The organism is Streptomyces sp. NPDC051963, assembly GCF_044593495.1.
Taxonomy (GTDB): domain Bacteria; phylum Actinomycetota; class Actinomycetes; order Streptomycetales; family Streptomycetaceae; genus Streptomyces.
Genome location: NZ_JBIUCC010000001.1, coordinates 1,454,886 through 1,476,855, shown reverse-complemented (window position 1 = coordinate 1,476,855; position 21,970 = coordinate 1,454,886). Strand labels below are relative to the sequence as shown.

At 69.7% G+C, this 21,970-nt stretch carries 21 protein-coding genes; 13 read left to right on the top strand and 8 right to left on the bottom strand.

Annotated features, from left to right (window positions below):
* Nucleotides 1–60: 60 nt before the first annotated feature.
* Nucleotides 61–615, bottom strand: a complete 555-nt coding sequence (locus ACIHFB_RS06380; protein ID WP_400125536.1) for a universal stress protein — start codon at nt 613–615, stop codon at nt 61–63.
* 338 nt (nt 616–953) lie between these two features.
* Between ACIHFB_RS06380 and ACIHFB_RS06375 the strand changes: the two genes are divergently transcribed.
* The 10 genes from ACIHFB_RS06375 to ACIHFB_RS06330 all read left to right on the top strand — a co-directional run bounded on the left by ACIHFB_RS06375 (nt 954) and on the right by ACIHFB_RS06330 (nt 12,041).
* Nucleotides 954–1,304, top strand: coding sequence for an SAV_915 family protein (locus ACIHFB_RS06375; protein ID WP_365270896.1), 351 nt, complete (start codon nt 954–956; stop codon nt 1,302–1,304).
* Nucleotides 1,301–2,632 carry a diaminopimelate decarboxylase gene (lysA, locus tag ACIHFB_RS06370; protein ID WP_365270894.1) on the top strand — a complete coding sequence of 444 codons (1,332 nt, stop codon included), beginning with the start codon at nt 1,301–1,303 and terminating at the stop codon, nt 2,630–2,632. The genes ACIHFB_RS06375 and lysA overlap by 4 nt, the downstream gene beginning before the upstream one ends.
* Nucleotides 2,633–2,762: 130 nt before the next feature.
* Nucleotides 2,763–2,852, top strand: a complete 90-nt coding sequence (gene kdpF / locus ACIHFB_RS06365; protein ID WP_365270891.1) for a K(+)-transporting ATPase subunit F — start codon at nt 2,763–2,765, stop codon at nt 2,850–2,852.
* The gene (kdpB, locus tag ACIHFB_RS06360) at nt 2,852–5,017 is read left to right on the top strand and encodes a potassium-transporting ATPase subunit KdpB (RefSeq protein WP_400125533.1); all 2,166 of its coding nucleotides are present in this window, start codon (nt 2,852–2,854) and stop codon (nt 5,015–5,017) included. The genes kdpF and kdpB overlap by 1 nt, the downstream gene beginning before the upstream one ends.
* A 10-nt stretch (nt 5,018–5,027) precedes the next feature.
* The gene (locus ACIHFB_RS06355; RefSeq protein ID WP_400125532.1) at nt 5,028–5,915 is read left to right on the top strand and encodes a potassium-transporting ATPase subunit C; all 888 of its coding nucleotides are present in this window, start codon (nt 5,028–5,030) and stop codon (nt 5,913–5,915) included.
* Between the two features lie 2 nt (nt 5,916–5,917).
* Nucleotides 5,918–7,567 (top strand): potassium-transporting ATPase subunit KdpA, encoded by a 1,650-nt coding sequence (kdpA, locus tag ACIHFB_RS06350; RefSeq protein WP_365270884.1) that lies wholly within the window; start codon nt 5,918–5,920, stop codon nt 7,565–7,567.
* Nucleotides 7,568–7,821: 254 nt separating this feature from the next.
* A complete protein-coding gene (locus ACIHFB_RS06345; protein ID WP_365270881.1) occupies nt 7,822–9,114 on the top strand; it encodes an extracellular solute-binding protein in 1,293 nt (430 codons plus the stop codon).
* A 7-nt stretch (nt 9,115–9,121) separates the two neighbouring features.
* Entirely contained in the window at nt 9,122–10,120 is a 999-nt protein-coding gene (locus ACIHFB_RS06340) for a sugar ABC transporter permease (RefSeq protein ID WP_365270878.1), read from the top strand.
* Between the two features lie 56 nt (nt 10,121–10,176).
* Nucleotides 10,177–10,941 carry a carbohydrate ABC transporter permease gene (locus tag ACIHFB_RS06335; protein WP_365271113.1) on the top strand — a complete coding sequence of 255 codons (765 nt, stop codon included), beginning with the start codon at nt 10,177–10,179 and terminating at the stop codon, nt 10,939–10,941.
* Between the two features lie 56 nt (nt 10,942–10,997).
* The gene (locus ACIHFB_RS06330) at nt 10,998–12,041 is read left to right on the top strand and encodes an endo-1,4-beta-xylanase (protein ID WP_400125528.1); all 1,044 of its coding nucleotides are present in this window, start codon (nt 10,998–11,000) and stop codon (nt 12,039–12,041) included.
* A 1-nt stretch (nt 12,042) separates the two neighbouring features.
* On the opposite strand, the gene ACIHFB_RS06325 is transcribed toward ACIHFB_RS06330, so the two are convergent.
* From ACIHFB_RS06325 to ACIHFB_RS06315, 3 genes are all read right to left on the bottom strand, one after another.
* Complete coding sequence (locus tag ACIHFB_RS06325; protein WP_400125526.1) at nt 12,043–13,092, bottom strand: LacI family DNA-binding transcriptional regulator; 1,050 nt, start codon at nt 13,090–13,092, stop codon at nt 12,043–12,045.
* 214 nt (nt 13,093–13,306) lie between these two features.
* Nucleotides 13,307–13,501, bottom strand: a complete 195-nt coding sequence (locus tag ACIHFB_RS06320) for a DUF5999 family protein (protein ID WP_365270869.1) — start codon at nt 13,499–13,501, stop codon at nt 13,307–13,309.
* A gap of 476 nt (nt 13,502–13,977) precedes the next feature.
* Nucleotides 13,978–14,562 (bottom strand): hypothetical protein, encoded by a 585-nt coding sequence (locus ACIHFB_RS06315; protein ID WP_365270867.1) that lies wholly within the window; start codon nt 14,560–14,562, stop codon nt 13,978–13,980.
* Nucleotides 14,563–15,121: 559 nt separating this feature from the next.
* Here ACIHFB_RS06315 and ACIHFB_RS06310 point away from each other — a divergent pair.
* Nucleotides 15,122–16,639, top strand: coding sequence for a glutamate--cysteine ligase (locus tag ACIHFB_RS06310; protein ID WP_400125523.1), 1,518 nt, complete (start codon nt 15,122–15,124; stop codon nt 16,637–16,639).
* Nucleotides 16,640–16,676: 37 nt separating this feature from the next.
* Here the strand turns inward: ACIHFB_RS06310 and ACIHFB_RS06305 are convergent, their stop codons facing one another.
* Nucleotides 16,677–18,461 carry a substrate-binding and VWA domain-containing protein gene (locus tag ACIHFB_RS06305; RefSeq protein ID WP_400125522.1) on the bottom strand — a complete coding sequence of 595 codons (1,785 nt, stop codon included), beginning with the start codon at nt 18,459–18,461 and terminating at the stop codon, nt 16,677–16,679.
* A 179-nt stretch (nt 18,462–18,640) separates the two neighbouring features.
* Between ACIHFB_RS06305 and ACIHFB_RS06300 the strand changes: the two genes are divergently transcribed.
* Nucleotides 18,641–19,444 (top strand): CPBP family intramembrane glutamic endopeptidase, encoded by an 804-nt coding sequence (locus tag ACIHFB_RS06300; protein ID WP_400125520.1) that lies wholly within the window; start codon nt 18,641–18,643, stop codon nt 19,442–19,444.
* Between the two features lie 88 nt (nt 19,445–19,532).
* Here the strand turns inward: ACIHFB_RS06300 and ACIHFB_RS06295 are convergent, their stop codons facing one another.
* Nucleotides 19,533–20,342, bottom strand: a complete 810-nt coding sequence (locus ACIHFB_RS06295) for a PhzF family phenazine biosynthesis protein (RefSeq protein ID WP_400125518.1) — start codon at nt 20,340–20,342, stop codon at nt 19,533–19,535.
* 164 nt (nt 20,343–20,506) lie between these two features.
* On the opposite strand from ACIHFB_RS06295, the gene ACIHFB_RS06290 reads away from it, so the two are divergent.
* A complete protein-coding gene (locus ACIHFB_RS06290; protein WP_365270854.1) occupies nt 20,507–21,124 on the top strand; it encodes a PadR family transcriptional regulator in 618 nt (205 codons plus the stop codon).
* 80 nt (nt 21,125–21,204) lie between these two features.
* Here the strand turns inward: ACIHFB_RS06290 and ACIHFB_RS06285 are convergent, their stop codons facing one another.
* Nucleotides 21,205–21,633, bottom strand: coding sequence for an SRPBCC family protein (locus ACIHFB_RS06285; RefSeq protein WP_400125515.1), 429 nt, complete (start codon nt 21,631–21,633; stop codon nt 21,205–21,207).
* A gap of 126 nt (nt 21,634–21,759) precedes the next feature.
* The gene (locus tag ACIHFB_RS06280) at nt 21,760–21,948 is read right to left on the bottom strand and encodes a hypothetical protein (protein WP_365270850.1); all 189 of its coding nucleotides are present in this window, start codon (nt 21,946–21,948) and stop codon (nt 21,760–21,762) included.
* Nucleotides 21,949–21,970: the final 22 nt, after the last annotated feature.

The window sequence follows — 21,970 nt, the reverse complement described above, 5'->3', positions numbered from 1 at the left end:
ACCGGGCGATCAAGGGCCTGAAGGTCGACGTCGGCCGGCATGACCCGGCCGGCTGCCATGTCACCCCGTCCGGAGCCGCCGGTTGAGTTCGCGCGTGTCCAGTCGCAGTCGCCAGGCGTTGCGACGGTGCATGGCGGCCAGTTCGGACTCAAGCGGGGACGGCGGCACCGCCAGGACCGGACAGCCCGCGTGGGCGAGGCAGTAACGGCTCGCCGAACGCGAGCAGGCGCGGTGCCAGGCGCTACGCCGCCCCGCACCGACGACCAACAGGTCGCTCTCGCGGTCCGCGATCTCCACCAGCGCCAGGCCCGGGGTGCCGCGAGCCACCAGAGCGTGCAGCCCCACGCCGGGCCCGGCGTCGCCGAAGACGTCATCGAGCGCTGTGAGCAGCCGTTCCCGCGCCAGGCGCTGCCACTCGTCGACGAGCACGCTCGGCGCCGGGTTGCGCCGGGCGGCGACGTCTCCGCCGGGCGGCTCCCAGGCCAGCACCGGCCACAGTTGGGCCTGCCGACGCCGCGCCTCCTCGGCGGCCCGGCTCAGGGCGGTGAGGCTTCCCAGGGAGCCGCTCACTCCCACTACGACGCGGGCGGCAGCGAGGCCGTCGGAAGCAACCATGACTCCACCGTTCTTCGTACCCGCCCGCGAGTCGTGCGCCCGCGGGCAGTTCATCGGGACTGCACTTCATCTCACCTCCGGTACCGGGCTCGTGACCACCCCGTACGGCGCTTCTTGGCACTCTTCTGACGGCTTTCCGCCCAGCCGGTCCGCCGCGGCGTCAGCATCCCGTAAGCGTCCCTGCGATCGCCGTCAGCATCTCGTCATGAGGTGTCCGGCCACCCTGGCCGACGGGCATAGCGTCAGCAGCGAGCCCCGGTCCGCCTCCCCGCGTCCGGGGCCCTCAGCCACCCGCCCGAACGAACCCGAACCACCTCGGATCCTCCAGGAGGCATCCCATGGCAGACATCCTGTGCGGCGAAGATCCGGAACCTTCTGATCGGTTCCCGGCCGGACCGCTGTACGTTCCCGTCCGGCCGGGACCAGCACGGTGTGCGCCCCGGCTCTTCCGCACTCCCCTCGGCCGCCGTACGGCCGTCGGCTTCACCTCCGTACGCAGGCTGACCGAGACCCTCGGTGCCGAGCAGGCGTGGATCCGCCTCGCCGAGCCCGCGCTGCGTGCCCTCACCGCACCGCTCGGCGTCACCATCGTCACCGTGGACCCGCAGTTCTCCGCGCCGGCGCCCGCTCCGGTCACGCCCGTCGCCCTCGCCCCGGCACTGCGGATCGGATCAGGGAGCGCGCGATGACCACTCTTCACGAACCCGCCGTCACCACCGCCGACGAGCTCTCGGTGTGGCCCGCGTCCACCACTGAGCCCCGCGCGGGCGACCTCGCCGTGGGCGGCGTACCGCTCGCCGAGATCGCGGACCGCTTCGGCACCCCCGTCTACGTCCTCGACGAGGGCGAGGTGCGCGATCGCTGCCGTACCTACCGGCATGCCTTCCCCGACGCCGAAGTCCTGTACGCCGCCAAGGCGTTCCTGTGCCGTGCGATGGTCCACTGGATGGACGAGGAGGGCCTCGGCCTCGACGTCTGCTCCGCCGGCGAGCTGGAGCTCGCGATCACCACGGGGTTCCCGCCCGAGCGGATCGTGCTGCACGGCAACGCCAAGTCGCCCCGCGACCTGCAGACCGCGCTGCGTCTGGGTGTCGGCCGCATCGTCATCGACAGCCCGTCGGAGATCGCCCGTCTCGCGGCGGCCGTCGGACCGGACGGCCACCAGAAGGTCATGGTCCGGGTGGTGCCCGGGATCAGCGCGGGCGGTCACGAGAAGATCCGGACCGGCACCGACGACCAGAAGTTCGGTCTGTCCATCTCCGACGGATACGCCCAGCACGCCATCGCCCGCATACTCGACCAGCCGCAGCTCGAACTGACCGGCCTGCACTGCCATCTGGGCTCGCAGATCACCAGCGTCAAGCCGTACATCGCCGCTGTTCGCCGGATGGTCGGCCTGATGGCCCGGCTGCACGAGCAGCACGGCCTCGTCCTGCCCGAACTCGACCTCGGCGGCGGCCACGGCATCGCCTACCGTCCGGGTGAGCCCGCACTGGACCTCACCACGCTGGCCCGCAAGGTCCGCGCCGAGCTGACCGAGGCCTGCGCGTCGGCAGGGCTGACCGTGCCGCGCCTGATCATCGAACCGGGCCGGGCCGTCGCGGGCCCCGCGGGCATCGCTCTCTACCACGTCCTGGCCGTCAAGCGGACCGGCACGCGCACGTTCATCGCCGTCGACGGCGGTATGAGCGACAACCCGCGTCCGGCTCTGTACGGGGTGCGGTACGCGCCCCGCCTGGTCGGCCGGCACAGCACCGCCGCCCCGGCCGCGGCGACCGTCGTGGGTCGGCACTGCGAGGCGGGCGACGTGCTGGCGACCGACGTCGAACTCCCCTCGGACGTGCACCCCGGCGACCTGCTCGCCGTCCCCGTGGCCGGCGCATACCACCTGTCCATGGCGTCCGACTACAACCTGGTCGGCCGCCCTCCGGTGGCCGCCGTGCACGCCGGCCAGGCCCGGCTCCTCGTGCGCCGCGAGTCCCTGGCCGACATCCAGAGCCGCGACGTGGGCCTGTAGTCCCACGCCTCCCCGCTGTCCTCCTCCGGTTCCCCCGATCCACCTCCGGGCGAGCCCGGCCCGGCCTCGCCCGGAGGTGTCCCAATGATCCGTATATCCAATGCTTTCCCGGCGAATATGTGAGGTCCTTGTGTCTGCCGAGAACGTCGTCGGGCTGATCGTCGCGATCGCCCTGTTGGCCTACCTGGTGGTGGCCCTGATCAAGCCGGAGCGCTTCTGATGACCGCGCCCGCGCCTGTGAGAGAGAAACCCGCCGAGGTCAAGCGGCCGCCCGACTCGCGCCCGGCCCGGAGGATCGGTGCCGGGCTCCTCGACCCTCGGCAGCTGTGGCTTGCCCTGCCCGCCGCGCTGCGCAAGCTCAACCCCGTGACGATGGCCCGCAACCCGGTCATGTTCGTCACCGAGATCGGGGCGGCCCTGACCACGGGCATCGCCATCGCCGACCCGTCCCTCTTCGGCTGGCTGATCACCGCCTGGCTGTGGCTGACGGTCGTCTTCGCGAACCTCGCCGAGGCCGTCGCCGAGAGCCGCGGCCGGGCCCAGGCCGACACCTTGCGCGGCATGCGACGGCAGACCGTCGCACGGCGGCTGACCGGCTGGGAGCCGGGGGCGGCCGAGGGCGCGTACGTCGAAGAGAACGCCGGCGCCGGGGAGTTGCGCCGCGGCGACATCGTGCTCGTCGAGGCCGGCGAGCTGGTCCCCGGAGACGGCGACGTCATCGAGGGTGTCGCCAGCATCGACGAGTCGGCGATCACCGGCGAGTCCGCGCCCGTGATCCGGGAGTCGGGCGGTGACCGCTCGGCCGTCACCGGCGGCACCCGCGTCCTGTCGGACCGGATCGTCGTACGGATCACCCAGGAGCCCGGCGCGTCCTTCCTGGACCGCATGATCACCCTGGTCGAGGGCGCGGGCCGGCAGAAGACACCGAACGAACTCGCGCTCAACCTGCTCCTCGTCATGATGACGTTCGTCTTCCTGGTCGCCGTCCTCACGCTCCAGCCGATGGCGATCTTCTCCAAGGACGTCATGGCGGCCGCCCCGGACACCGAGGCGCTCACCGCCGACGGCGTGACGGGGATCGTTCTGGTCTCGCTCCTGGTCTGTCTGATCCCGACGACCATCGGCGGCCTGCTCTCCGCGATCGGCATCGCCGGCATGGACCGGCTGGTGCAGCGCAACGTCCTCGCCATGTCGGGGCGCGCGGTGGAGGCGGCCGGTGACGTCAACACCCTGCTGCTCGACAAGACCGGCACCATCACCTACGGCAACCGGCGGGCGAGCGAGCTGCTCCCGCTCGGCTCGGTGACGGGTCGCCGACTCGCGGACGCGGCCCTGCTGTCCAGCCTGGCCGACGAGACGCCCGAGGGCCGCTCGATCGTCGACTACGTGCACGTGCAGTTCGCCCTGGAACCGGTCACACCCGAGAACGCCGAGTGGGTGCCCTTCAGCGCCATGACCCGGATGTCCGGGGTGGACCTGCCGGGCGGCCGACGGCTGCGCAAGGGCGCGGCGACCGCGGTCGCCGGCTGGGTGCGGGACAACGGCGGAACGGTGCCGGTCGCCCTCGACACCAGCGTCGAGCAGGTCTCGGCCTCCGGCGGCACCCCCCTCGCGGTCGCCGAGTGCACCGAGGAGGGCACCGCCAGGCTGCTGGGCGTCGTCCACCTCAAGGACGTCGTCAAGCCGGGCCTGCGCGAACGCTTCGCCGAACTGCGCCGGATGGGGATCCGCACCGTCATGGTCACCGGCGACAACCCGGTGACCGCCAAGGCCATCGCGGACGAGGCGGGCGTCGACGACTTCCTCGCCGAGGCCACCCCCGAGGACAAGCTCGCGCTCATCAAGAAGGAGCAGGCGGGCGGCCACCTCATCGCCATGACCGGCGACGGCACCAACGACGCGCCCGCCCTCGCGCAGGCCGACGTGGGTGTCGCCATGAACACCGGTACGTCGGCCGCCAAGGAGGCCGGCAACATGGTCGACCTCGACTCCGACCCCACGAAGATCATCGACATCGTCGAGATCGGCAAGCAACTCCTCATCACCCGCGGCGCGTTGACCGCCTTCTCCATCGCCAACGACATCGCCAAGTACTTCGCGATCCTCCCGGCGATGTTCGGCGGTGTCTACCCGGCGCTCGACGCGGTGAACGTCATGCACCTGCACTCGCCGACGTCCGCGATCCTGTCGGCCGTCGTCTTCAACGCTGTGATCATCGTCGCGCTGATCCCGCTGGCCCTGCGCGGGGTGCGCTACCGGCCCAGCAGCGCGGACTCCCTGCTCACCCGCAATCTGTGGATCTACGGCATGGGCGGACTGATCCTGCCCTTCCTCGCGATCAAGTTCATCGACGTCGCCGTAGTCCAGTTCATCCCCGGGATCTGAGGACCATTCCATGAACTTCCTCTCCAGGATGCCCGCCTGGGTCGGTCACCAGGTGGCGGCGATCCGGGTGGTCATCGTGCTCACCGTGCTCGTCGGCCTCGCCTATCCGCTGGGCATGACCGCGCTCGCCCAGGTCCCGGGTCTGCGCCACAGCGCGCAGGGCTCCCAGCTCACCGGCGCCGACGGCAGGAACGCCGGCAGCGAGCTGATCGGCCAGTCCTTCCTCGACAAGGACGGCAACCCGATCCCGTACTACTTCCAGACCCGGCCCTCCAACGCCGGTGAGGGCTACGACGCCGCGGCCTCCGCGGCCGGAAACCTCGGCCCCGAGTCCACCGTCGACGTCCTCGGCCCCGACGGCAAGCAGAGCCTGCTCACCCAGGTCTGTGCGCGCAGCAAGGCGGTCGGAGATCTGGAGCACGTCGACGGCTCCCGCCCGTACTGCACGTCCGACGGCGTCGGCGCCGTGCTCGGCGTCTTCCGTAAGGACGGCACCACCGGTACGGCGACCCGCGTGGTCAGCCTCGACCAGGCCTGCCCGGCGAGGCCGTTCCGCTCCTCCTACGAGGGCGTGACCGTCGTCTGCGCCAAGCCGGGGGAGGACTACGGCAGGGCCGTGGTCACCCCGATCCGCGGCGACGCGCCCGCCGACCCCAAGGTCCCGGCCGACGCGGTCACCGCGAGCGCCAGCGGCCTCGACCCGCAGATCAGCGAGGCGTACGCCGACCTCCAGGCACCCCGCGTCGCCCGCGAACGCGGCATCAGTGAGGCCGACGTACACCGGCTGATCGACCGGTACACCAGTGGCCGCGCCCTCGGCATCCTCGGCGAACCCGCCGTGAACGCCGTGCAGTTGAACGCCGCGCTGGACCGCACCCATCCCGTGAAGGGGGCCTGAACATGTACGGCTGGCTCCAGGCCACCCTCGTCGTCGCAGTCGTCGTAGGACTGCACGTGCCGCTCGGCGACTACATGGCCAAGGCCCTCGACGGCGGTCCGCACAGACGCGCCGAAAGAGCCCTCTACAAGGTCTGCGGCGTCGACCCGGACCGCGAACAGGACTGGCGGCACTACCTGTTCGCGCTGCTCGCCTTCAGCCTGGCGGGCATCGCCGCGCTCTTCGCGCTCTTCACCCTCCAGGGCAGGCTGCCCTGGTCGACCGGTCACGAGGGCATGCCCTGGCGGCTCGCCCTGCACACCGCGATCAGTTTCACCACCAACACCAGCTGGCAGAACTACGCGGGCGAGTCCACCACCGGCCATCTCGCGGTCATGGCGGGCCTCGGCGTCCAGGCGTTCGCCTCGGCGGCCGTGGGCATGTGCGTCGCGCTCGTCCTCATCCGGGGCCTGGTGCGCCGGGACACCGACCGACTCGGCAACTTCTGGGTCGACCTGATCCGCACCGTCTTCCGGATCATCCTCCCGCTGTCGATCGTCTTCGGCGTCGTCCTGATCGCGCTCGGCGTCCCGCAGAACCTCGGCGGCGGGCACACGGTCACCACGGTCGCGGGCGGGCAGCAGACGCTGCTCGGCGGGCCGGTCGGCTCCTGGGAGCCGCTCAAGCTGATGTCCGGCGACGGCGGCGGCGTCTTCAACGCCAACAGCGCGCACCCCTTCGAGAACCCGACGGCGTTCAGCAACGCCCTCGAAATCGTGCTCATGCTGCTGATCCCGACGGCGTTCGTGCGCACATACGGCCGCATGATCGGCTCCCTGCGCCAGGGCTGGACCCTGCTCGCGGTCGTCGGCATCCTCTTCGGCCTGCTGCTCGCGGCCGGCAACCTCGCGCAGAGCGCCCACAACGGCACCGTGACGGAGGCCGTCGGCGGACAGTACGAGGGCACCGAGACCCGCTTCGGCATCCCCGGTTCGACGCTGTTCGGCGTCGCGGCCACGGGCTCGGCGGACGGCGCGGCGAACGCGTCGTACGACAGCTTCTCCAGCCTGGGCGGCGGGGTGCTGCTGTCGGCCATGATGCTCGGAGAGATCGCCCCCGGCGGCGTCGGCAGCGGTCTGTACGGCCTGATCATGGCCGTGATGGTGGCCGTGTTCATCGGCGGCCTGATGGTCGGCCGCACACCCGAGTACCTGCGCAAGCGCCTGGGGTTCCCGGAGATGCGGTACGTCGTGCTGTACGCCCTGGTCGCCCCGACGGCGATCCTGGGCTGCGCGGCGCTGGCGGTCGCGCTGGGAGAGGGCCAGTCGTCCATGGGCAACTCCGGGCCGCACGGCCTGACCGAACTCGTCTACGCCTACACCTCCAACGTCAACAGCAACGGCAGCGCGATGGCGGGCTTCAACGGCGCCACGGACTTCCACAATCTGCTGATGAGTGCGGCGATGCTGATCGGGCGGTACGTCCCGATGGTGTTCCTGCTCGCCCTCTCCGGACGGCTGGCCCGCCAGCAGCCCGGCGTGGTCACCGTCGGCACCCTCCAGGCCCGCGGCGTCAACTTCGTCGCCCTGGCCACCGGAGCCGCCCTCATCCTGGCGCTCCTCAACTTCCTGCCGGCCCTGTCCCTCGGGCCGCTGGCGGAGGGACTGCTCTAGCCCCCGCCCGGCGCCCTTGTCCCGACCAACGGTCCCTTTGCAGTGTCGCTCCGTAATGTTCGTCAACAAGGGCGAATGTTTCGCTCGGCCTGACGGTCTTACGAACCAGAGCCGAGGTGGGACGATTTCGTCGCCACGAGATTCGCTGTGCACGAGGGGTTGCCACCCTTTGGCAGCTGTCTCTAGGGTGCGGCAGCAACGAAGCTTTCTGGAATTGGTTCGAAAGTTTCGATCCCGTACCCAAGGAGCGGATCATGGGCGACCGGGCACTGTCCCGCCGCGGCTTCCTGGCGGCCTCCGCCGCGGCAGGTCTGGGCATGACGGCACTGAGCGGCTGCGGCGGCGACTCGGACGGAGGGGCGTCGGGGACGACCACCATCGAGTGGTGGAACATCTCCACCACCCAGCCGACGAAAGACGTCTGGGCCGGCCTGGCAAAGAAGTTCGAGGCCCAGAACCCCAAGGTCAAGATAAAGATCGTCCAGTTGGAGAACGACGCCTACAAGTCGAAGATGACGGCGCTGACCGCCTCCGGAAAGCTGCCGGACATCTTCCACACCTGGGGCGGCGGCGTCCTGAAGCAGCAGGTCGACGCCGGGCTCGTCGAGGACCTCACCGACCGGACGAAGCCCTGGGCCGACGGACTGCTGCCGGTCACGAAGGAGCCGTATCTGCTCGACGACCGGGTGTACGGCATCCCGTTCGACATGGGGATGATCGGCTTCTGGTACAACAAGGCGCTGTTCGAGCAGGCCGGCATCAGCACGCCGCCCACCACCTGGAGCGCCTTCCTCGACGCCGTCCGCAAGCTGAAGTCCGCGGGCATCACCCCCCTCGCCCTCGCGGGCAAGGAGACGTGGACCGGCATGTACTACTGGGCGTACCTGGCGATGCGCACCGCGGGTGCCGACGCGTTGGAGAAGGCGGGCGAGGACAAGGACTTCACCGGCGCCGAGTTCGTCCGGGCCGGCGAGCACCTCAAGGAACTCGTCGATCTCCAGCCGTTCCAGAAGGGGTTCCTCGGCGCCGCCTACTCCAGCCCCACCGGCCAGGCCGCCGCCGTCGGCAACGGCAAGTCGGCGATGGAACTCATGGGCCAGTGGGCGCCGGTCGTGCAGGCGGACGCCGGCAAGGGCCTCGGTGACGACCTCGGATTCTTCCCGTTCCCCGCGGTCGAGGGCGGCAAGGGCGCCATCACCGAGGTGTTCGGCGGGGGCGGCGGACACGCCCTGCGGCAGGGCGCTCCGCAGGCCGCCGTCGACTTCCTGAAGTTCTTCGCCTCCGAGGCCACGGACCTGGAACTGGTCAAGAAGACCGGCGTCCTTCCAGTGGTGCCCGGAGCCGAGAGCGCCATCACGGACCCCAACATCAAGGCCGTACAAGCGCAGTTGAAGGGGTCCACCGGCTTCCAGCTCTACCTCGACCAGGCGTACGCACCCGCCCTCGGCCAGGAGGTCAACGACAGTGTGGGCGCGCTGATCGCCGGGTCCAAGTCGCCCGAGCAGGTCACCGAGTCGATCACACAGACCGCGAAGGAAGAGCAGTAGGCCCTCGATGACCTCCACGTTCCTTCCGGACAAGCGGACCGGCCCCGACGTCGGCCTCCCGCCCCCGGCCGCAGGTGCGGGCCGGGGGCGGACCCGGCGGCGGGTCGTCAACTGGCTCACCGCGGTCGGGTTCCAGCTGCCCGCGCTGGTGCTCTTCCTCGTGCTGGTCCTGCTGCCGATCCTGTTCGCCCTGTACGCGGCCTTCTTCCGCTGGGGCGGCTTCGGCATGCCCTCCGACTACATCGGCGCCGACAACTTCACCCGGCTCTTCGACGACCCGGTCTTCCTGGGCGACCTGTGGCGCTGTCTCGTCCTGGTCGTGCTGTCGCTCGCGCTGCAACTGCCGTTCGCGCTCGCCATGGCCGTCCTGCTCAACCAGCGGATCCGCGGCCGTGCCGTGTACCGGATGCTGTTCTTCGCGCCGTACGTGCTGTCGGAGGCGATCACCGGTGTGCTGTTCGCCATGATCTTCGCCCCGGACGACGGTCTCGCCGACCATGTCCTCGGCAGCGTGGGCCTGGAGGGTCTCGGCGGAACGTGGTTCGCGGATCCCTCCACCGTCATGGCGACGCTCTTCCTCGTCATGACCTGGAAGTACTTCGGCTTCCACATGATGCTCCACCTGGCCGGACTCCAGTCCATCCCGGCCGAGTTGACGGAGGCGGCACTCATCGACGGCGCGAGCCCCTGGCAGCGCTTCCGCAACGTCACCCTGCCGCTGCTCGCGCCCACCCTGCGGATCAGTGTCTTCCTGTCGGTCATCGGGTCGATCCAGCTCTTCGACCTGGTGTGGGTGACCACCGTCGGTGGCCCCGACCATCACTCCGAGACCATGGCCGTGACCATGTTCCAGTACGGCTTCAAGCGCTATCAGGTCGGCTATGCCAGCGCGATCAGCGTGGTCATGTTCGGCATCAGCCTCGTCTTCGCCCTCGCCTACCAGCGGTTCGTGCTCCGCCGCGACCTCGAAGGGGCGACCACGACCATGCGGGGAGGCCAGAAGTGAAGGCACGCGCAGGGAAACTCCCGGTCCACGTCGTCCTCATCGCCGTCGGCGCGGTGATGGCCGTACCGCTGCTCTTCGCGGTCGTGTCCGGCTTCAAGTCCACGGACGAGCTGTCCCGGAACCCGATCGGGCTGCCCGACTCATGGGTGACCTCCAACTACACCGACATCCTCGGCTCGGGCGTCTTCTGGCGGATGGTCGGCAGCAGCACCTTCATCGCGATCGGCACGACCGTTCTCGTCGTCGCGGTGTCCGCGCTCGCCGCCTTCTCCTTCGCCCGGTTCGCCTTCCGCGGGCGGGAGTTGCTGTTCACCCTGTTCACGATGGGGCTGATGTTCCCCTTCGCGGTGGCGGCGCTGCCGCTGTTCCTGCTGCTGCGCTACCTGGGCCTGCTGGACAACCCGCTGGGCGTGATCCTGCCGCAGGCCGCCTTCGGACTGCCGATGACCATCATCATTCTGCGCGGCTTCTTCCGGCAGATCCCCGGCGAGTTGGAGGAGGCGGCCACCCTCGACGGTTGCAGCCCCCTCGGGTTCTTCTGGCGGGTGCTGCTGCCGATGGCGCGGCCCGCGCTGGGCACCGTCTCCGTCCTCGCCGTCGTCACCAGCTGGAACAACTTCTTCCTGCCGCTGCTGGTGTTCACCGACTCCACCTGGTGGACGATCCCGATCGGTGTCCAGCAGTTCCAGGGCCAGTACTCCGCGGAGTACGCCAGGGTCTTCGCCTACCTGGTGCTGGCCATGGTCCCCGCGCTCGCCTTCTACTCGGTCGCCGAGCGTCAGCTCGTCGGCGGCCTCACCGCCGGCGCCACCAAGGGATGACCCGCGCCGCGCGGACGTACGGCTCACCCACACATCCGACCGTGAGGAGTCGCACCATGCGCAAGACCACCACCCGGCTCAGACTCGCCGGGGCCCTCGCCGCTCTCCTGTTGTCCGCCGGCGCCCCCGTGGCCCAGGCCGACGAGCAGGAACCGCCCACGCTCGCCGAACTCGCCCAGCGCCACGGCCGCTACTTCGGCAGCGCCACCGACAACCCCGAACTCACCGACGAGCCCTACAAAGCAGTCCTCGGCACCGAGTTCGACATGATCACCCCCGGCAACGGCATGAAGTGGTACGCCACCGAGCCCCAGCAGGGCGTCTTCGACTTCTCCAAGGGCGACGAGATCGTGAACCTCGCCCGCGCCAACCACCAGCGGGTACGCGGCCACACCCTGGTCTGGCACAGCCAGCTGCCCGGCTGGCTCACCTCACGCGCGTGGACGGCCGACGAGCTGAGGGCCGTACTGAAGAAGCACATCCAGACGGAAGTACGCCACTACAAGGGCAGGATCTACGCCTGGGACGTCGTCAACGAGGCGTTCAACGAGGACGGCACCTACCGGGAGACGATCTTCTACAAGACGCTCGGCCCGGGCTACATCGCCGACGCCCTGCGCTGGGCCCACCAGGCCGACCCGAAGGCCGCGCTCTATCTCAACGACTACAACGTCGAGGGCATCGGCCCGAAGAGCGACGCCTACTACCAGCTGGTCAAGGAGCTGAAGGCGCAGGGCGTCCCGATCGACGGCTTCGGTCTTCAGGCCCATCTCGCGCTCCAGTACGGCTATCCGAGCACCCTGGAGGACAACCTCCGCCGCTTCTCCCGGCTCGGCCTCGACACCGCACTCACCGAGGTCGATGTGCGCATGTACGTGCCGGCGGACGACGCGAAGCTGGCCACGCAGGCGCAGTGGTACCGCGACATGACCGAGGCGTGTCTCGCGGTGCGGCGGTGCGTGGGGATCACGCTGTGGGACTACACCGACAAATACTCCTGGATCCCGGCGTTCTTCGAGGGTGAGGGCGCCGCGCTGCCGTGGGACGAACAACTGGAGCCCAAGCCCGCGTACTTCGCGATCAGGGAGGCGCTGAAGTAACTCAGGGGCGCGACGGTGGTGCGGTGCTCGACCGCACCACCAACTCCGTGCCCAGCTCCACCCGCGGTGAGTCCGGCTGCTCGTCGCGCGCCAGCCTGAGCACCGTTCGGACGGCCAACTTGCCCATGTCGGCGAGTGGTTGGCGCACGGTGGTCAGCGGCGGAGCCGACCAGCGGACTTCCGGAAGGTCGTCGAAACCGACCACGCTCATGTCCTCCGGCACTCTGAGGCCCCTTCGGCGCAGCGCCTCGATCGCGCCCAGCGCCATCTGGTCGCTGGCCGCGAACACGGCGGTCGGCGGTTCGGCCAGGTCCAGGAGTGTGTTGCAGCCGCTGAAGCCGGACTCGGGGTGGAAGTCGCCCGGCACGACGAGGGATTCGTCCATCGAGAGGTCGGCGCCCTCGAGCGCGGCGCGATAACCGTCGAAACGGGCCCGGGAGCAGAGCAGTCTGGGCGGGCCCGATATCAGACCGATCCTGCGGTGGCCGAGGGAGAGAAGGTGCTCGGTGGCCGCCATGCCGCCCGACCAGTTGGCGGCGCCGATCGTGGGGACGTCCAGGGCGGGGGAGCCCGCCGGGTCGACGACCACCAGCGGGACGCCGAACGCACGCAACTCCTCGTGCAGGACCGGTTCCAGGGCCGAGGTGACGAGGATGACGCCGTCGGAGGCGCGGGCCCGCAGATTCCGCAGCCACTCGCGGGCGTCGCCCGAGCGGCCGTGGATCGCCGACACCACGGTGCCGACCCCGGCCGTGTGCGCGACCTCCTCGACGCCCCGGATGATCTCCACCGCCCAGGGGCTGTCGAGGTCGTTGAAGACCAGGTCGAGCAGGGCGGCGCGGGTGCCCGAGGCGGGGGTGCGCTTGCGGTAGCCGTGCCGGAGCAGCAGGTCCTCGACCCGGGCCCGGGTGCGGGGCGAGACGTCGGACCTGCCGTTGACGACGCGGGACACGGTCGGCACCGAGACCCCGGCCTGCCGGGCGATCTCCGTGATCGTGACCTTGCCGCGGGTCTCGGGCGCCTGCTCGGCGCCGACCTCGTCTGCTGTCAATTCCCCCACCCCCGCCGACGCGTGCCGCGAAACTTCCAGAATTCTTCCGGAAAATGGTCGGACATGGGAAGGGAAGGGGCGGCGTCGACCGGATCACGCACGGGGGACTACAGGGAGTGACGGCTGCCGAACATGCGTCGGGGCCGGTTCGCAGCGTGTGCCTGCGGCCGGCCCCTCATATCTCCGGGCGGGTTGTCGGTCCGCCCGGTACTGCTCAGGCGGCGGTCATCACCAGTGTGCGGTGCGGGGCGATGATCTGGCCGTCCGGCAGGAGCTCACCGGTGTCCTCGAAGAGCAGAACGCCGTTGCACAGCAGGCTCCATCCCTGCTCCGGGTGGTGCGCCACGAGTCGGGCGGATTCCCGGTCGGCTGATTCGGCTTTCGGACATGGTGGCTGGTGCTGGCACATGGGTGGGATCTTTCGCTGTGTCGTGTCGAGTGAGTGGGTTGTCGTGTCTGTCCTGCGGCGTGAAGCCTCGTTCATGGCCGCCCCCGTTGTGATAAGTCGGTCGAACCCAGTGTTGCCCCACGGGCGTCAATCCGCAGGGATTTAGCTGCACCGCTTCTCACAGGTTGAGGACGCATCACCCGCGCGGACGGTTCATTCCAACTGCACTGCCACTTCGGGTGGTTCAGGGGGGTCGGATGGGGCTAGTCAGTATGGGTCGGAGACCCGTTCTGGCTCGTTCGAGCGCGGTATTGCTCGTGCGAGCGCAATGGAACGTGGGTGTGGTTTTGAGGCGCCCACGAGTGTTTCTGTAGCGCGCGCGAGCGTATGGGTTTTCCGCGGCGCATACGAGTCTTTCAGCTAGGTAAACAGCGCCGTACCCCGCTACCCGGAATTCCGGCGGCGGGGTACGGGGGTGTGTCGCGGGGCCCGGTCGGTCAGACGGGCTGGCTCAGCAGTGGGGCGGGTGTCACCCGGTCGGTGAGCACCGGCAGGAGTTCGGCGACCCGGTGCGGCCGGTGCGCCGCGATGCCGGGCGGCGCGGGCGCCAGCGGGATGAGTAGATCGGTGGCGGCGGGGTGGCCGGTGGCGCCGTCCGAGGAGCAGTCGCCGTGCAGCCACAGCGTGAGCATGTACAGGCCCGGCAGGGACAGCAGACGTGGCTGGTATGCCTGCGACACCGACTCGGCCTGGCGCAGGGCGCGCTCCGTGGAAGCGATGTACGGGCCCTCGAAGAAGTGCGAGAAGGCCCAGCCGTCAGGGGTCAGCCTGGTCTCGGCCGCGGCCACCGCGCGGTCGCCGCAGCGGATCAGGAAACGCCACCCGGCCAGTCGCGTCGCGGACACGCCCTCGGAGGTGATGCGGTCGAGTACGTGCACGGGCAGCGGGAGTTCGGGTGTGGCGGTGCCCTGCGCGGTACGCAGGGAAGGGGTCCGGGCCTCGCGGACTGCGGTGGGGGAACCGAGTGCGGTGAGGACGGAGCGAAGGGCGGGCGCTGGAGCCGGGGGGACATGCAGCGGCATGGTGGGTCGCCTCTCATTCGACAGGCACGGTGGCGCGAGGGCGTGGCGGGGGCGGACGGCGCTGTCAGCTCGCAGGGTCAGAGAGGCGGGGGCCAGGTCTGGGGTGCGTGGTGTGAATGAGGCCTGCCGTCCGTCACCTGACGACAGGAACCCAGAACCGTGGGCGCCAACCCTCTGCCTTGTTCGCGGAGTTTATACGACACGTGTTCAGACTGTGTTTCATCTAGCCGTTTCCGGGGACTCCGGCAAGGGTCCATTCGGCCGGTGATAAGCGGGAATCCTCCCGATTCCGAACCGGTCGCCCAGCGATGACCTCGGACAATGCCCAGGAAGGGGTCGGCCAATACTCGTCGGTGTTTTTCACGAGTTGCCAACGTGCCGGAAACTGCACGATGTGCCATGCCCGGTGAATGTGCCGCCGGTCACGTCCGCCAGCGTACCGCGCACACGCTCCGGCCGTGACGTTATCGATCGCTTCGGCTGGGCATCATCCCACCTGACCCGGACACCGGCGGACGGATCCGATCTTCGGTCCGCCCATGCGAGGAGGGACGCTCCGATGGGGGAGAAGGTCGTGGCAGGCGGGTTCGACCTGTCCGATCGGCAGCGGTACCGCGACAAGCTCCGGCAGTGTCTGACGGGCCTGGAGCGGCTCCTGGCGGAGCAGCGGTTCGATCGCCCGAAGAACCTCATGGGGCTGGAGATCGAATTGAATCTCACCGGTGCCGACGGCATGCCGAAAATGCTGAATGCGCAAGTACTTGAGCGGATCGCAAGCCGAGATTTCCAAACAGAACTCGCCATGTTCAATCTGGAAGTCAACATCGCCCCACATCGATTGGCCGGGCGGGTTTTCGACCGGCTGGCCGAGGAGTTGCGCACCTCGCTGGCATATGCCGACCGGAAAGCGGGCGAGGTGGACGCGGGAATCGTGATGATCGGCATTCTGCCGACGCTCGACCGGGACGACCTGGTCTCCACGAACCTCTCCGACGTCGATCGCTACACGCTCCTCAACGACCAGATAGTCGCCGCCCGGGGCGAGGACTTCCTGCTCGACATCGCGGGCGTGGAGCACCTGCGTTGCAGCTCCAAGTCCATCGCGCCGGAAGCCGCCTGCACCTCCGTCCAGTTGCACCTCCAGGTGACACCGGGCCGCTTCGCCGACGTGTGGAACGCCGCGCAGGCCGTCGCCGCCGCCCAGATCGCCGTCGGCGCCAACTCGCCCTTCCTGTTCGGCCGTGAGCTGTGGTGCGAGTCCCGGCCGCCGCTGTTCCAGCAGTCCACCGACACCCGCCCGCCCGAACTCCAGGCCCAGGGCGTCCGGCCGCGCACCTGGTTCGGCGAGCGATGGATCGACTCGGCGTACGACCTCTTCGAGGAGAACCTGCGCTACTACCCGGCCCTGCTGCCCATCTGCGACGACGAGGACCCGCTCGAGGTCCTCGACGCGGGCGGCACACCGAAACTCGCCGAACTCGTCCTGCACAACGGCACCGTGTACCGCTGGAACCGGCCCGTGTACGGCATCGCCGACGGCGTCCCGCATCTGCGCGTCGAGAACCGCGTCCTGCCCGCCGGCCCGACCGTCACGGACGTCCTCGCCAACGCCGCCTTCTTCTACGGCGTGGTCCGCGCCCTCGCCGAGGAGTCCCGGCCGGTGTGGTCCCGGCTGCCGTTCGAGGCGGCCGCGGCCAACTTCGACTCCGCGTGCCGGCACGGCATCGACGCCCGTCTGACCTGGACCCGGCGCGGACGCTACGGCGGTACGACCGAGGTCGACGCGGTGAGTCTCGTACGCGACGAACTGCTGCCGCTGGCCGAAGCCGGTCTCAACGCATGGGGTGTCGATCCCGCCGACCGGGATCTGTATCTGGGCGTGATCGAGGAGCGCTGCCGACGCAGGGTCAACGGGGCGGCATGGCAGTCGGCGAGCTTCCACCGGGCCCTGGAGGCGGGGCTGTCCCGGGATGCCGCGCTGGCGGCCACCACCAGGCGATACCGAGAGCTCATGCATCAGGGGGAGCCGGTGCACACGTGGCCGGTGGGGCTGCCGGAGACGGTGCCGCTGGGGTGAGGACGAAGGAACCCGGTCGGCCGGGGAGGGCAGCTCTTCACTCCTCTCCTGTCTTACCCCCCTCCTTCGCGCCCGCCGCGACGATCGCCTGAAGGATCACCGAGTGGATCTGCGCCGGGTCGCTGACCTCGTGGCCCGAGCCGCCCGTCGCCTTGGCGATCAGCTCGGCCTCCTCGCGGTCGGCATCCGGTCCGACGGCGATCATGATGAGGGGGACCGGGCGCTCGGGGTTGGTGAGCTGCTTCAGCTGATCGACGAGGTCGGCGCGGGAGATGCTGCCGGGGTCCTGGTTCACACCGTCGGTGAGGATGACCAGCGCGTTGAACTTGCCCTCGCCGTAGGAGGTCGTCGCCGCCCGGTATGCGGCGAGCGTCGTGTCGTACAGCCCGGTCGCTCCGTTCGGCACCGGCGCCAGCGCGCTGAACGCCGCCGACAGCCGGTCCCGCTGAGTGCCGTCGCCCGCCCGGTCGCCGAGCCGTTCGGTCGGCGCGAGGACGCGGTAGTCCTTGGCGCCGTCCAGCTTCGTGGAGAAGTCCCAGAGCCCGATCTCGTCCTCGGGCGTGAAGGTGGCCAGGGCCTGGAGCAACGATGCCTTGGTGACGTCCATGCGGGTCTGTCCGGTGTTCCCCACCGGTTCGGACATGGACGAGGAGGCGTCGACGACCGTGGTGATCCGGGCGCTCTGCACCGTGATCGTCCAGGTGCCGAGGGCCTCCTGGAGGGCGATCTCGTCGGCGGGCCGTGCGGCGGACTGCGTGTACGGCTGCGGACGACCGCCCCCTGCCTTGGTCACCAGCGCCTCCGACACATCGTCGTCGGAGGTCCGGAAGCCGTACTTCTCCAGCAGTCGGCGCTGCTCCGGCTGCCGCAGATAGGTCATGAACCTGATCGCGGCACGGTTCTCGTCCGTGGAGAGCCGGGCCTGGTCGACCAGGGTGTAGGGGTAGTCGAGCCGGGGCGAGCCGTCGGTCGGATAGAACATGTCCAGGCTGCCCGCGCCCGCGTCCGCGGAGTTGTACGCGAACGCCGCCTGCTCGGTGAGGATCAGCGCCTGATTGCGCTTGGGGTTGCCCTGCTCGGTGCCCGAGGAGTCACGCGGCAGGGTGTCCAGGACCTGGGTGTCGCTGTCGGAGGTGCGCTGGGACAGCGTCTTCATCAGGGCCGCCGCCTGCGTGTCCCCGCCCTTGATCTTCGGGGCGGCCGTGCCGAGCTGGGTGAGCGCGAGCAACCCGGTCGCACTGCGCGCCGGGTCGGCCGCGCCGAGCCTGACGCCGTCCTCCTGAAGGGCGGCGCCGGCCAGCTCGATCCAGCTGTACGTCCGCTTCGGCCATCCCAGCGACTTCGCCGCCGCCGGCACCATCGCCACCCCGACCGGAGTGGACGCCACCCTGCCGGCCGGGGTCACCTGGGTCGCACTGCTGTCGGCCGTGGCCCGCTGCACCCATACGTCCGAGTCCGGCACCCAGACCTGGATGTCCGCCTTCCGGCCTGTGGCGAGTGTGTCCGCGACCTTGTACGCGTCGCGCGAGGTCACCGAGACCGCGACGCACCGCCCGTCCGAGGTGACGTCGTCCTCGCGTGCCCGTTTCGCCGCCTCGCGCAGCGCGGGGGCCATGTCCGGGGCGGCGGCGAGCTTCAGCCGTACCGGGTCGTCCTGGCAGGAGGAGCCGAAGGAGAGCACCCCGCTCTGGACGGCGGCCGCGGTACCCCCGGCAATGGCGAGGACCAGTGCCGTCGCGACGACCACGGTGCGGCGGCGGGCGCGTGGACGGGGGTCGCTGCGGCCCGCCCCATACTGATCGGGCAAGCTGTGACGTCCCATGACGGTGGTGCCCCTCCCTGTCGACCCCGTGGCTGAATCGGCCACACGGCATGCAAAGGGGAGGTACGCCCCGTACGGCGTCCGCCCCCCAACGGCCTGTCGCGCACGATCTTCGTAACTTCATTCGAGACCCTAGCGGCGTGGCGATGGGGATGAGGCGGGATTACTCAACTGGAGGCATGTGTGCAGGCGGAGGCGGGCTAGTGGCCGATTCTTTTCCTTATGAGCGGCCCTCGCGACGAATTCTCCGTTCCGAGACCCTGCTCGTTCTGGGGCTTTCGCTCGGTGCGAGCGGTGTGTCCGCACTGATCAGCTTTGTCGGATCGGTCACCAAACCGGGAGGCCTCAAGGACCAGGCGGCCACCCTCAACGCCTCGGCCGCGCCGGGCCGTCCATGGCTGGATCTGGCCTGGCAGCTCTTCGGAATCGCCACGGCCCTCGTGCCCGTCCTGCTCGTTGCGCACTTCCTGCTGCGCGAGGGCGAGAGCCTGCGCACCCTCGGCTTCGACCGGACCAAGCCCTGGCTGGACCTCGGCCGCGGAGCGGCCATCGCGGCGGTCATCGGCTCCACCGGAATCGCCTTCTACCTGGCCGCCCGCGGACTCGGCTTCAACCTCACCGTGGTCCCCGAGGCCCTGCCCGACGTGTGGTGGAAGTACCCGGTTCTGATCATGTCGGCCATGCAGAACGCGATCCTCGAAGAGGTCATCGTCGTCGGCTATCTGCTGCGCCGCCTCGGCCAGTTGGGCTGGACCCCCGGCACCGCGCTGATGGCCAGTTCCGTACTGCGCGGCTCCTACCACCTCTACCAGGGCATCGGCGGCTTCCTCGGCAACATGGCGATGGGCGTGGTGTTCGTCTACCTCTACCGACGCTGGGGCCGGGTGGGTCCCCTCGTAGTGGCGCATTCACTGCTCGACATAGGGGCGTTCGTCGGCTACGCGCTGCTGGCCGGGAAGGTGGACTGGCTACCGACGGCGTGAGCGCTGATGAAGGGGCGTACGACAGGTTCGTACGCCCCTTTGGTATGTCGCGTACGTATCGCATGTCACGTACGCCGATAGAGCGCCGCTACGCGAGCAGCTCCCCGTCGATGACGGTGACCGCCCGTCCGATGAGCAGCGTACGGTCGCCGCGCAGTTCGGTGCGGACGCGGCCGGAGCGGGGTGAGGCCTGGAGGCCGGTGAGGTCGGGGCGGCCGAGGCGTCCGGACCAGAAGGGGGCAAGCGCCGTGTGAGCGCTGCCGGTGACCGGGTCCTCGTCGATGCCGACGTTCGGGAAGAAGCAGCGGGAGACGAAGTCGTAGCCCCGCGAGGGGTCCTCGGCGCGCGCCGTGGCGATGACGCCGCGTGCGGAGTGGGCGGCGAGGGCCTTGTGGTCCGGCTTCAGGGCATGGACGGTCTTCTCGTCGGCCAGCTCCAGGACCAGGTCCCCGATGGTCGGGCCGGTGTCGAAGGCGGCGCGCGGCTCGGCGCCCAGCGCGTCGGCGACCCCGTCCGGCACCTCGACCGCGGTGAGCGGTGCGGTCGGGAAGTCCAGGGTGATCGAGCCGTCCTCGCTCGACGTCGCCACCAGCACGCCGCTCAGGGTGGCGAAACGCACCGGGCCCTCATGGGCGCCGGTGGTGTGCAGGACGTGGGCCGTGGCGAGCGTGGCGTGGCCGCACATGGCGACCTCGGTGACGGGCGTGAACCAGCGCAGCGCCCAGTCGGCCGGACCGCCCTCGGGCAGGCGGTGGGCGAACGCCGTCTCGGCGTGGTTGACCTCCATGGTCACCTGCTGGAGCCAGGCGTCGTCCGGGAAGGCGTCCAGGAGCAGGACCCCCGCCGGGTTGCCGGCGAAGGGGCGGTCGGTGAAGGCATCGACGATTCGAATCCGCATGCCGCAGACGTTAGGCGCGGCGTGAAGCAGCAGGCCAAGGCCAATTCAGGGGTGCTGGACCGAATTCGGTGCCGGCCGTCTTCCGGGTGGGGCTTGCCGGCCGAGCTATTCCGATATATCGTTGAGGCATCGCGACTGATCAACGACTGAATGGAGTGATTGCGATGCGTTCCCATGGATACGAGCGTGGACACGGTGAGCACGGCCAGCGAGGCCGTGGTGGTTTCGAGGGCCTGCGTGGCGCCTTCGGTCCCTTCGGACCGGGTGGCCCCGGCTTCGGTGGACCCGGCTTCGGCGGACCTGGGCCCTGGGGGCCCCGAGGGCGCGGCGGACCGCGGGGGAGGGCACGGCGCGGCGATGTACGCGCGTCGATCCTCGCCCTGCTGAAGGACCGGCCGATGCACGGTTACGAGATGATCCAGGAGATCGCCGAGCGCAGCGGCGGGGCGTGGAAGCCCAGCCCCGGCTCGGTGTACCCGACCCTCCAACTGCTGGAGGACGAGGGCCTGATCACGAGTGAGTCCGAGGGCGGCAAGAAGCTGTTCTCGCTCACCGAGGCCGGCCGCACCGCGGCGGACGAGGGCCCCGAGGCGCCCTGGGAGGAAGCCTCCCGTGGCGTGGACTGGGAGGCTCTCGGTGAGATCCGCCAGGCCGGCTTCGGTCTGATGGAGGCCTTCGGCCAGGTCTGGAAGACCGGCAGCAAGGAGCAGCGCGAGAAGGCGCTGGCCGTCATCAACGAGTCCCGCAAGAAGCTGTACCTGATCCTCGCCGACGAGGACTGACGGTACGTCACGGCCTCCCCGCCGTGGAGAAGTGCGCCCCCGTGGAAGTCTCCGCGGGGGCGCCTTCGCGTGTCCGGGTGTCAGGTCACCAGACCCGCCAGCTTGCGCAGCGACTCGTTCAGCGCCGCCGTCGCCGAGTCCTTCAGGCGGCCGGCCATCAACGACACGGCGGCGCCCGTGAACGTCCCGTCGATGCGGACCGTGGTCGCGTCGCCGTCCGGCGTCAGCGTGTAGCGCGTGACGAGGTCGACCGCCATGGGGCCCTTGCCGTGGATGGCCAGCACCCGGGCCGGCTCCACTTCCTCGATGGTCCAGTCGACCTCGGCCGGGAAGCCCATCAGCTTCATGTTCTCCTGGAAGGTCCCGCCCACTTCGAGGGTCTCGGGACCGCCCTTGGGGAAGCCGGTGTGGGTCGCGTTCCACTCGGCGTACGCGGACCAGTCCGTGAGCTGGGCCCACACCTTCTCCGCGGGGGCTTCGATACGTGCCTCCGCGCTGACTTCGGCCATGCGACCACCTCTTCGTGTCGGGCTACGGTGTCGCGGAACGTAGCCGCAGGGCCCGGAACATTCAATACTGATGAACCGTCAGAAAATGTGGGTTTCTCGTGCGGGCCTGTCGTGTGCGGCGTGGGCTCAGCCGACGAGCCGTATCTCCGCCGCGTCGAAGAGGTCCCACGCGCGCGGGAAGGTGCTCTCGTCGTGGCAGTGCCAGGCGTCCCAGAACAGGTCGGCGAGCAGTGCGTCCTCCGGGGCGTAGACCCGGTACACGTACTGTCTGCCGTCCACGGCCGGAAGGGCCACCAGCCAACACCTGCTCCCCATCTCCGTATGGGACGTGCGACGG

Bases quoted from the DNA above. Each gene is read 5' to 3' on its own strand.
- ACIHFB_RS06380 (WP_400125536.1), bottom strand. From the start codon at position 615: ATGGTTGCTTCCGACGGCCTCGCTGCCGCCCGCGTCGTAGTGGGAGTG.
- ACIHFB_RS06375 (WP_365270896.1), top strand. From the start codon at position 954: ATGGCAGACATCCTGTGCGGCGAAGATCCGGAACCTTCTGATCGGTTC.
- lysA (WP_365270894.1), top strand. From the start codon at position 1,301: ATGACCACTCTTCACGAACCCGCCGTCACCACCGCCGACGAGCTCTCG.
- kdpB (WP_400125533.1), top strand. From the start codon at position 2,852: ATGACCGCGCCCGCGCCTGTGAGAGAGAAACCCGCCGAGGTCAAGCGG.
- ACIHFB_RS06355 (WP_400125532.1), top strand. From the start codon at position 5,028: ATGAACTTCCTCTCCAGGATGCCCGCCTGGGTCGGTCACCAGGTGGCG.
- kdpA (WP_365270884.1), top strand. From the start codon at position 5,918: ATGTACGGCTGGCTCCAGGCCACCCTCGTCGTCGCAGTCGTCGTAGGA.
- ACIHFB_RS06345 (WP_365270881.1), top strand. From the start codon at position 7,822: ATGGGCGACCGGGCACTGTCCCGCCGCGGCTTCCTGGCGGCCTCCGCC.
- ACIHFB_RS06340 (WP_365270878.1), top strand. From the start codon at position 9,122: ATGACCTCCACGTTCCTTCCGGACAAGCGGACCGGCCCCGACGTCGGC.
- ACIHFB_RS06335 (WP_365271113.1), top strand. From the start codon at position 10,177: ATGGCCGTACCGCTGCTCTTCGCGGTCGTGTCCGGCTTCAAGTCCACG.
- ACIHFB_RS06330 (WP_400125528.1), top strand. From the start codon at position 10,998: ATGCGCAAGACCACCACCCGGCTCAGACTCGCCGGGGCCCTCGCCGCT.
- ACIHFB_RS06320 (WP_365270869.1), bottom strand. From the start codon at position 13,501: ATGTGCCAGCACCAGCCACCATGTCCGAAAGCCGAATCAGCCGACCGG.
- ACIHFB_RS06315 (WP_365270867.1), bottom strand. From the start codon at position 14,562: ATGCCGCTGCATGTCCCCCCGGCTCCAGCGCCCGCCCTTCGCTCCGTC.
- ACIHFB_RS06310 (WP_400125523.1), top strand. From the start codon at position 15,122: ATGGGGGAGAAGGTCGTGGCAGGCGGGTTCGACCTGTCCGATCGGCAG.
- ACIHFB_RS06305 (WP_400125522.1), bottom strand. From the start codon at position 18,461: ATGGGACGTCACAGCTTGCCCGATCAGTATGGGGCGGGCCGCAGCGAC.
- ACIHFB_RS06300 (WP_400125520.1), top strand. From the start codon at position 18,641: ATGTGTGCAGGCGGAGGCGGGCTAGTGGCCGATTCTTTTCCTTATGAG.
- ACIHFB_RS06295 (WP_400125518.1), bottom strand. From the start codon at position 20,342: ATGCGGATTCGAATCGTCGATGCCTTCACCGACCGCCCCTTCGCCGGC.
- ACIHFB_RS06290 (WP_365270854.1), top strand. From the start codon at position 20,507: ATGCGTTCCCATGGATACGAGCGTGGACACGGTGAGCACGGCCAGCGA.
- ACIHFB_RS06285 (WP_400125515.1), bottom strand. From the start codon at position 21,633: ATGGCCGAAGTCAGCGCGGAGGCACGTATCGAAGCCCCCGCGGAGAAG.
- ACIHFB_RS06280 (WP_365270850.1), bottom strand. From the start codon at position 21,948: ATGGGGAGCAGGTGTTGGCTGGTGGCCCTTCCGGCCGTGGACGGCAGA.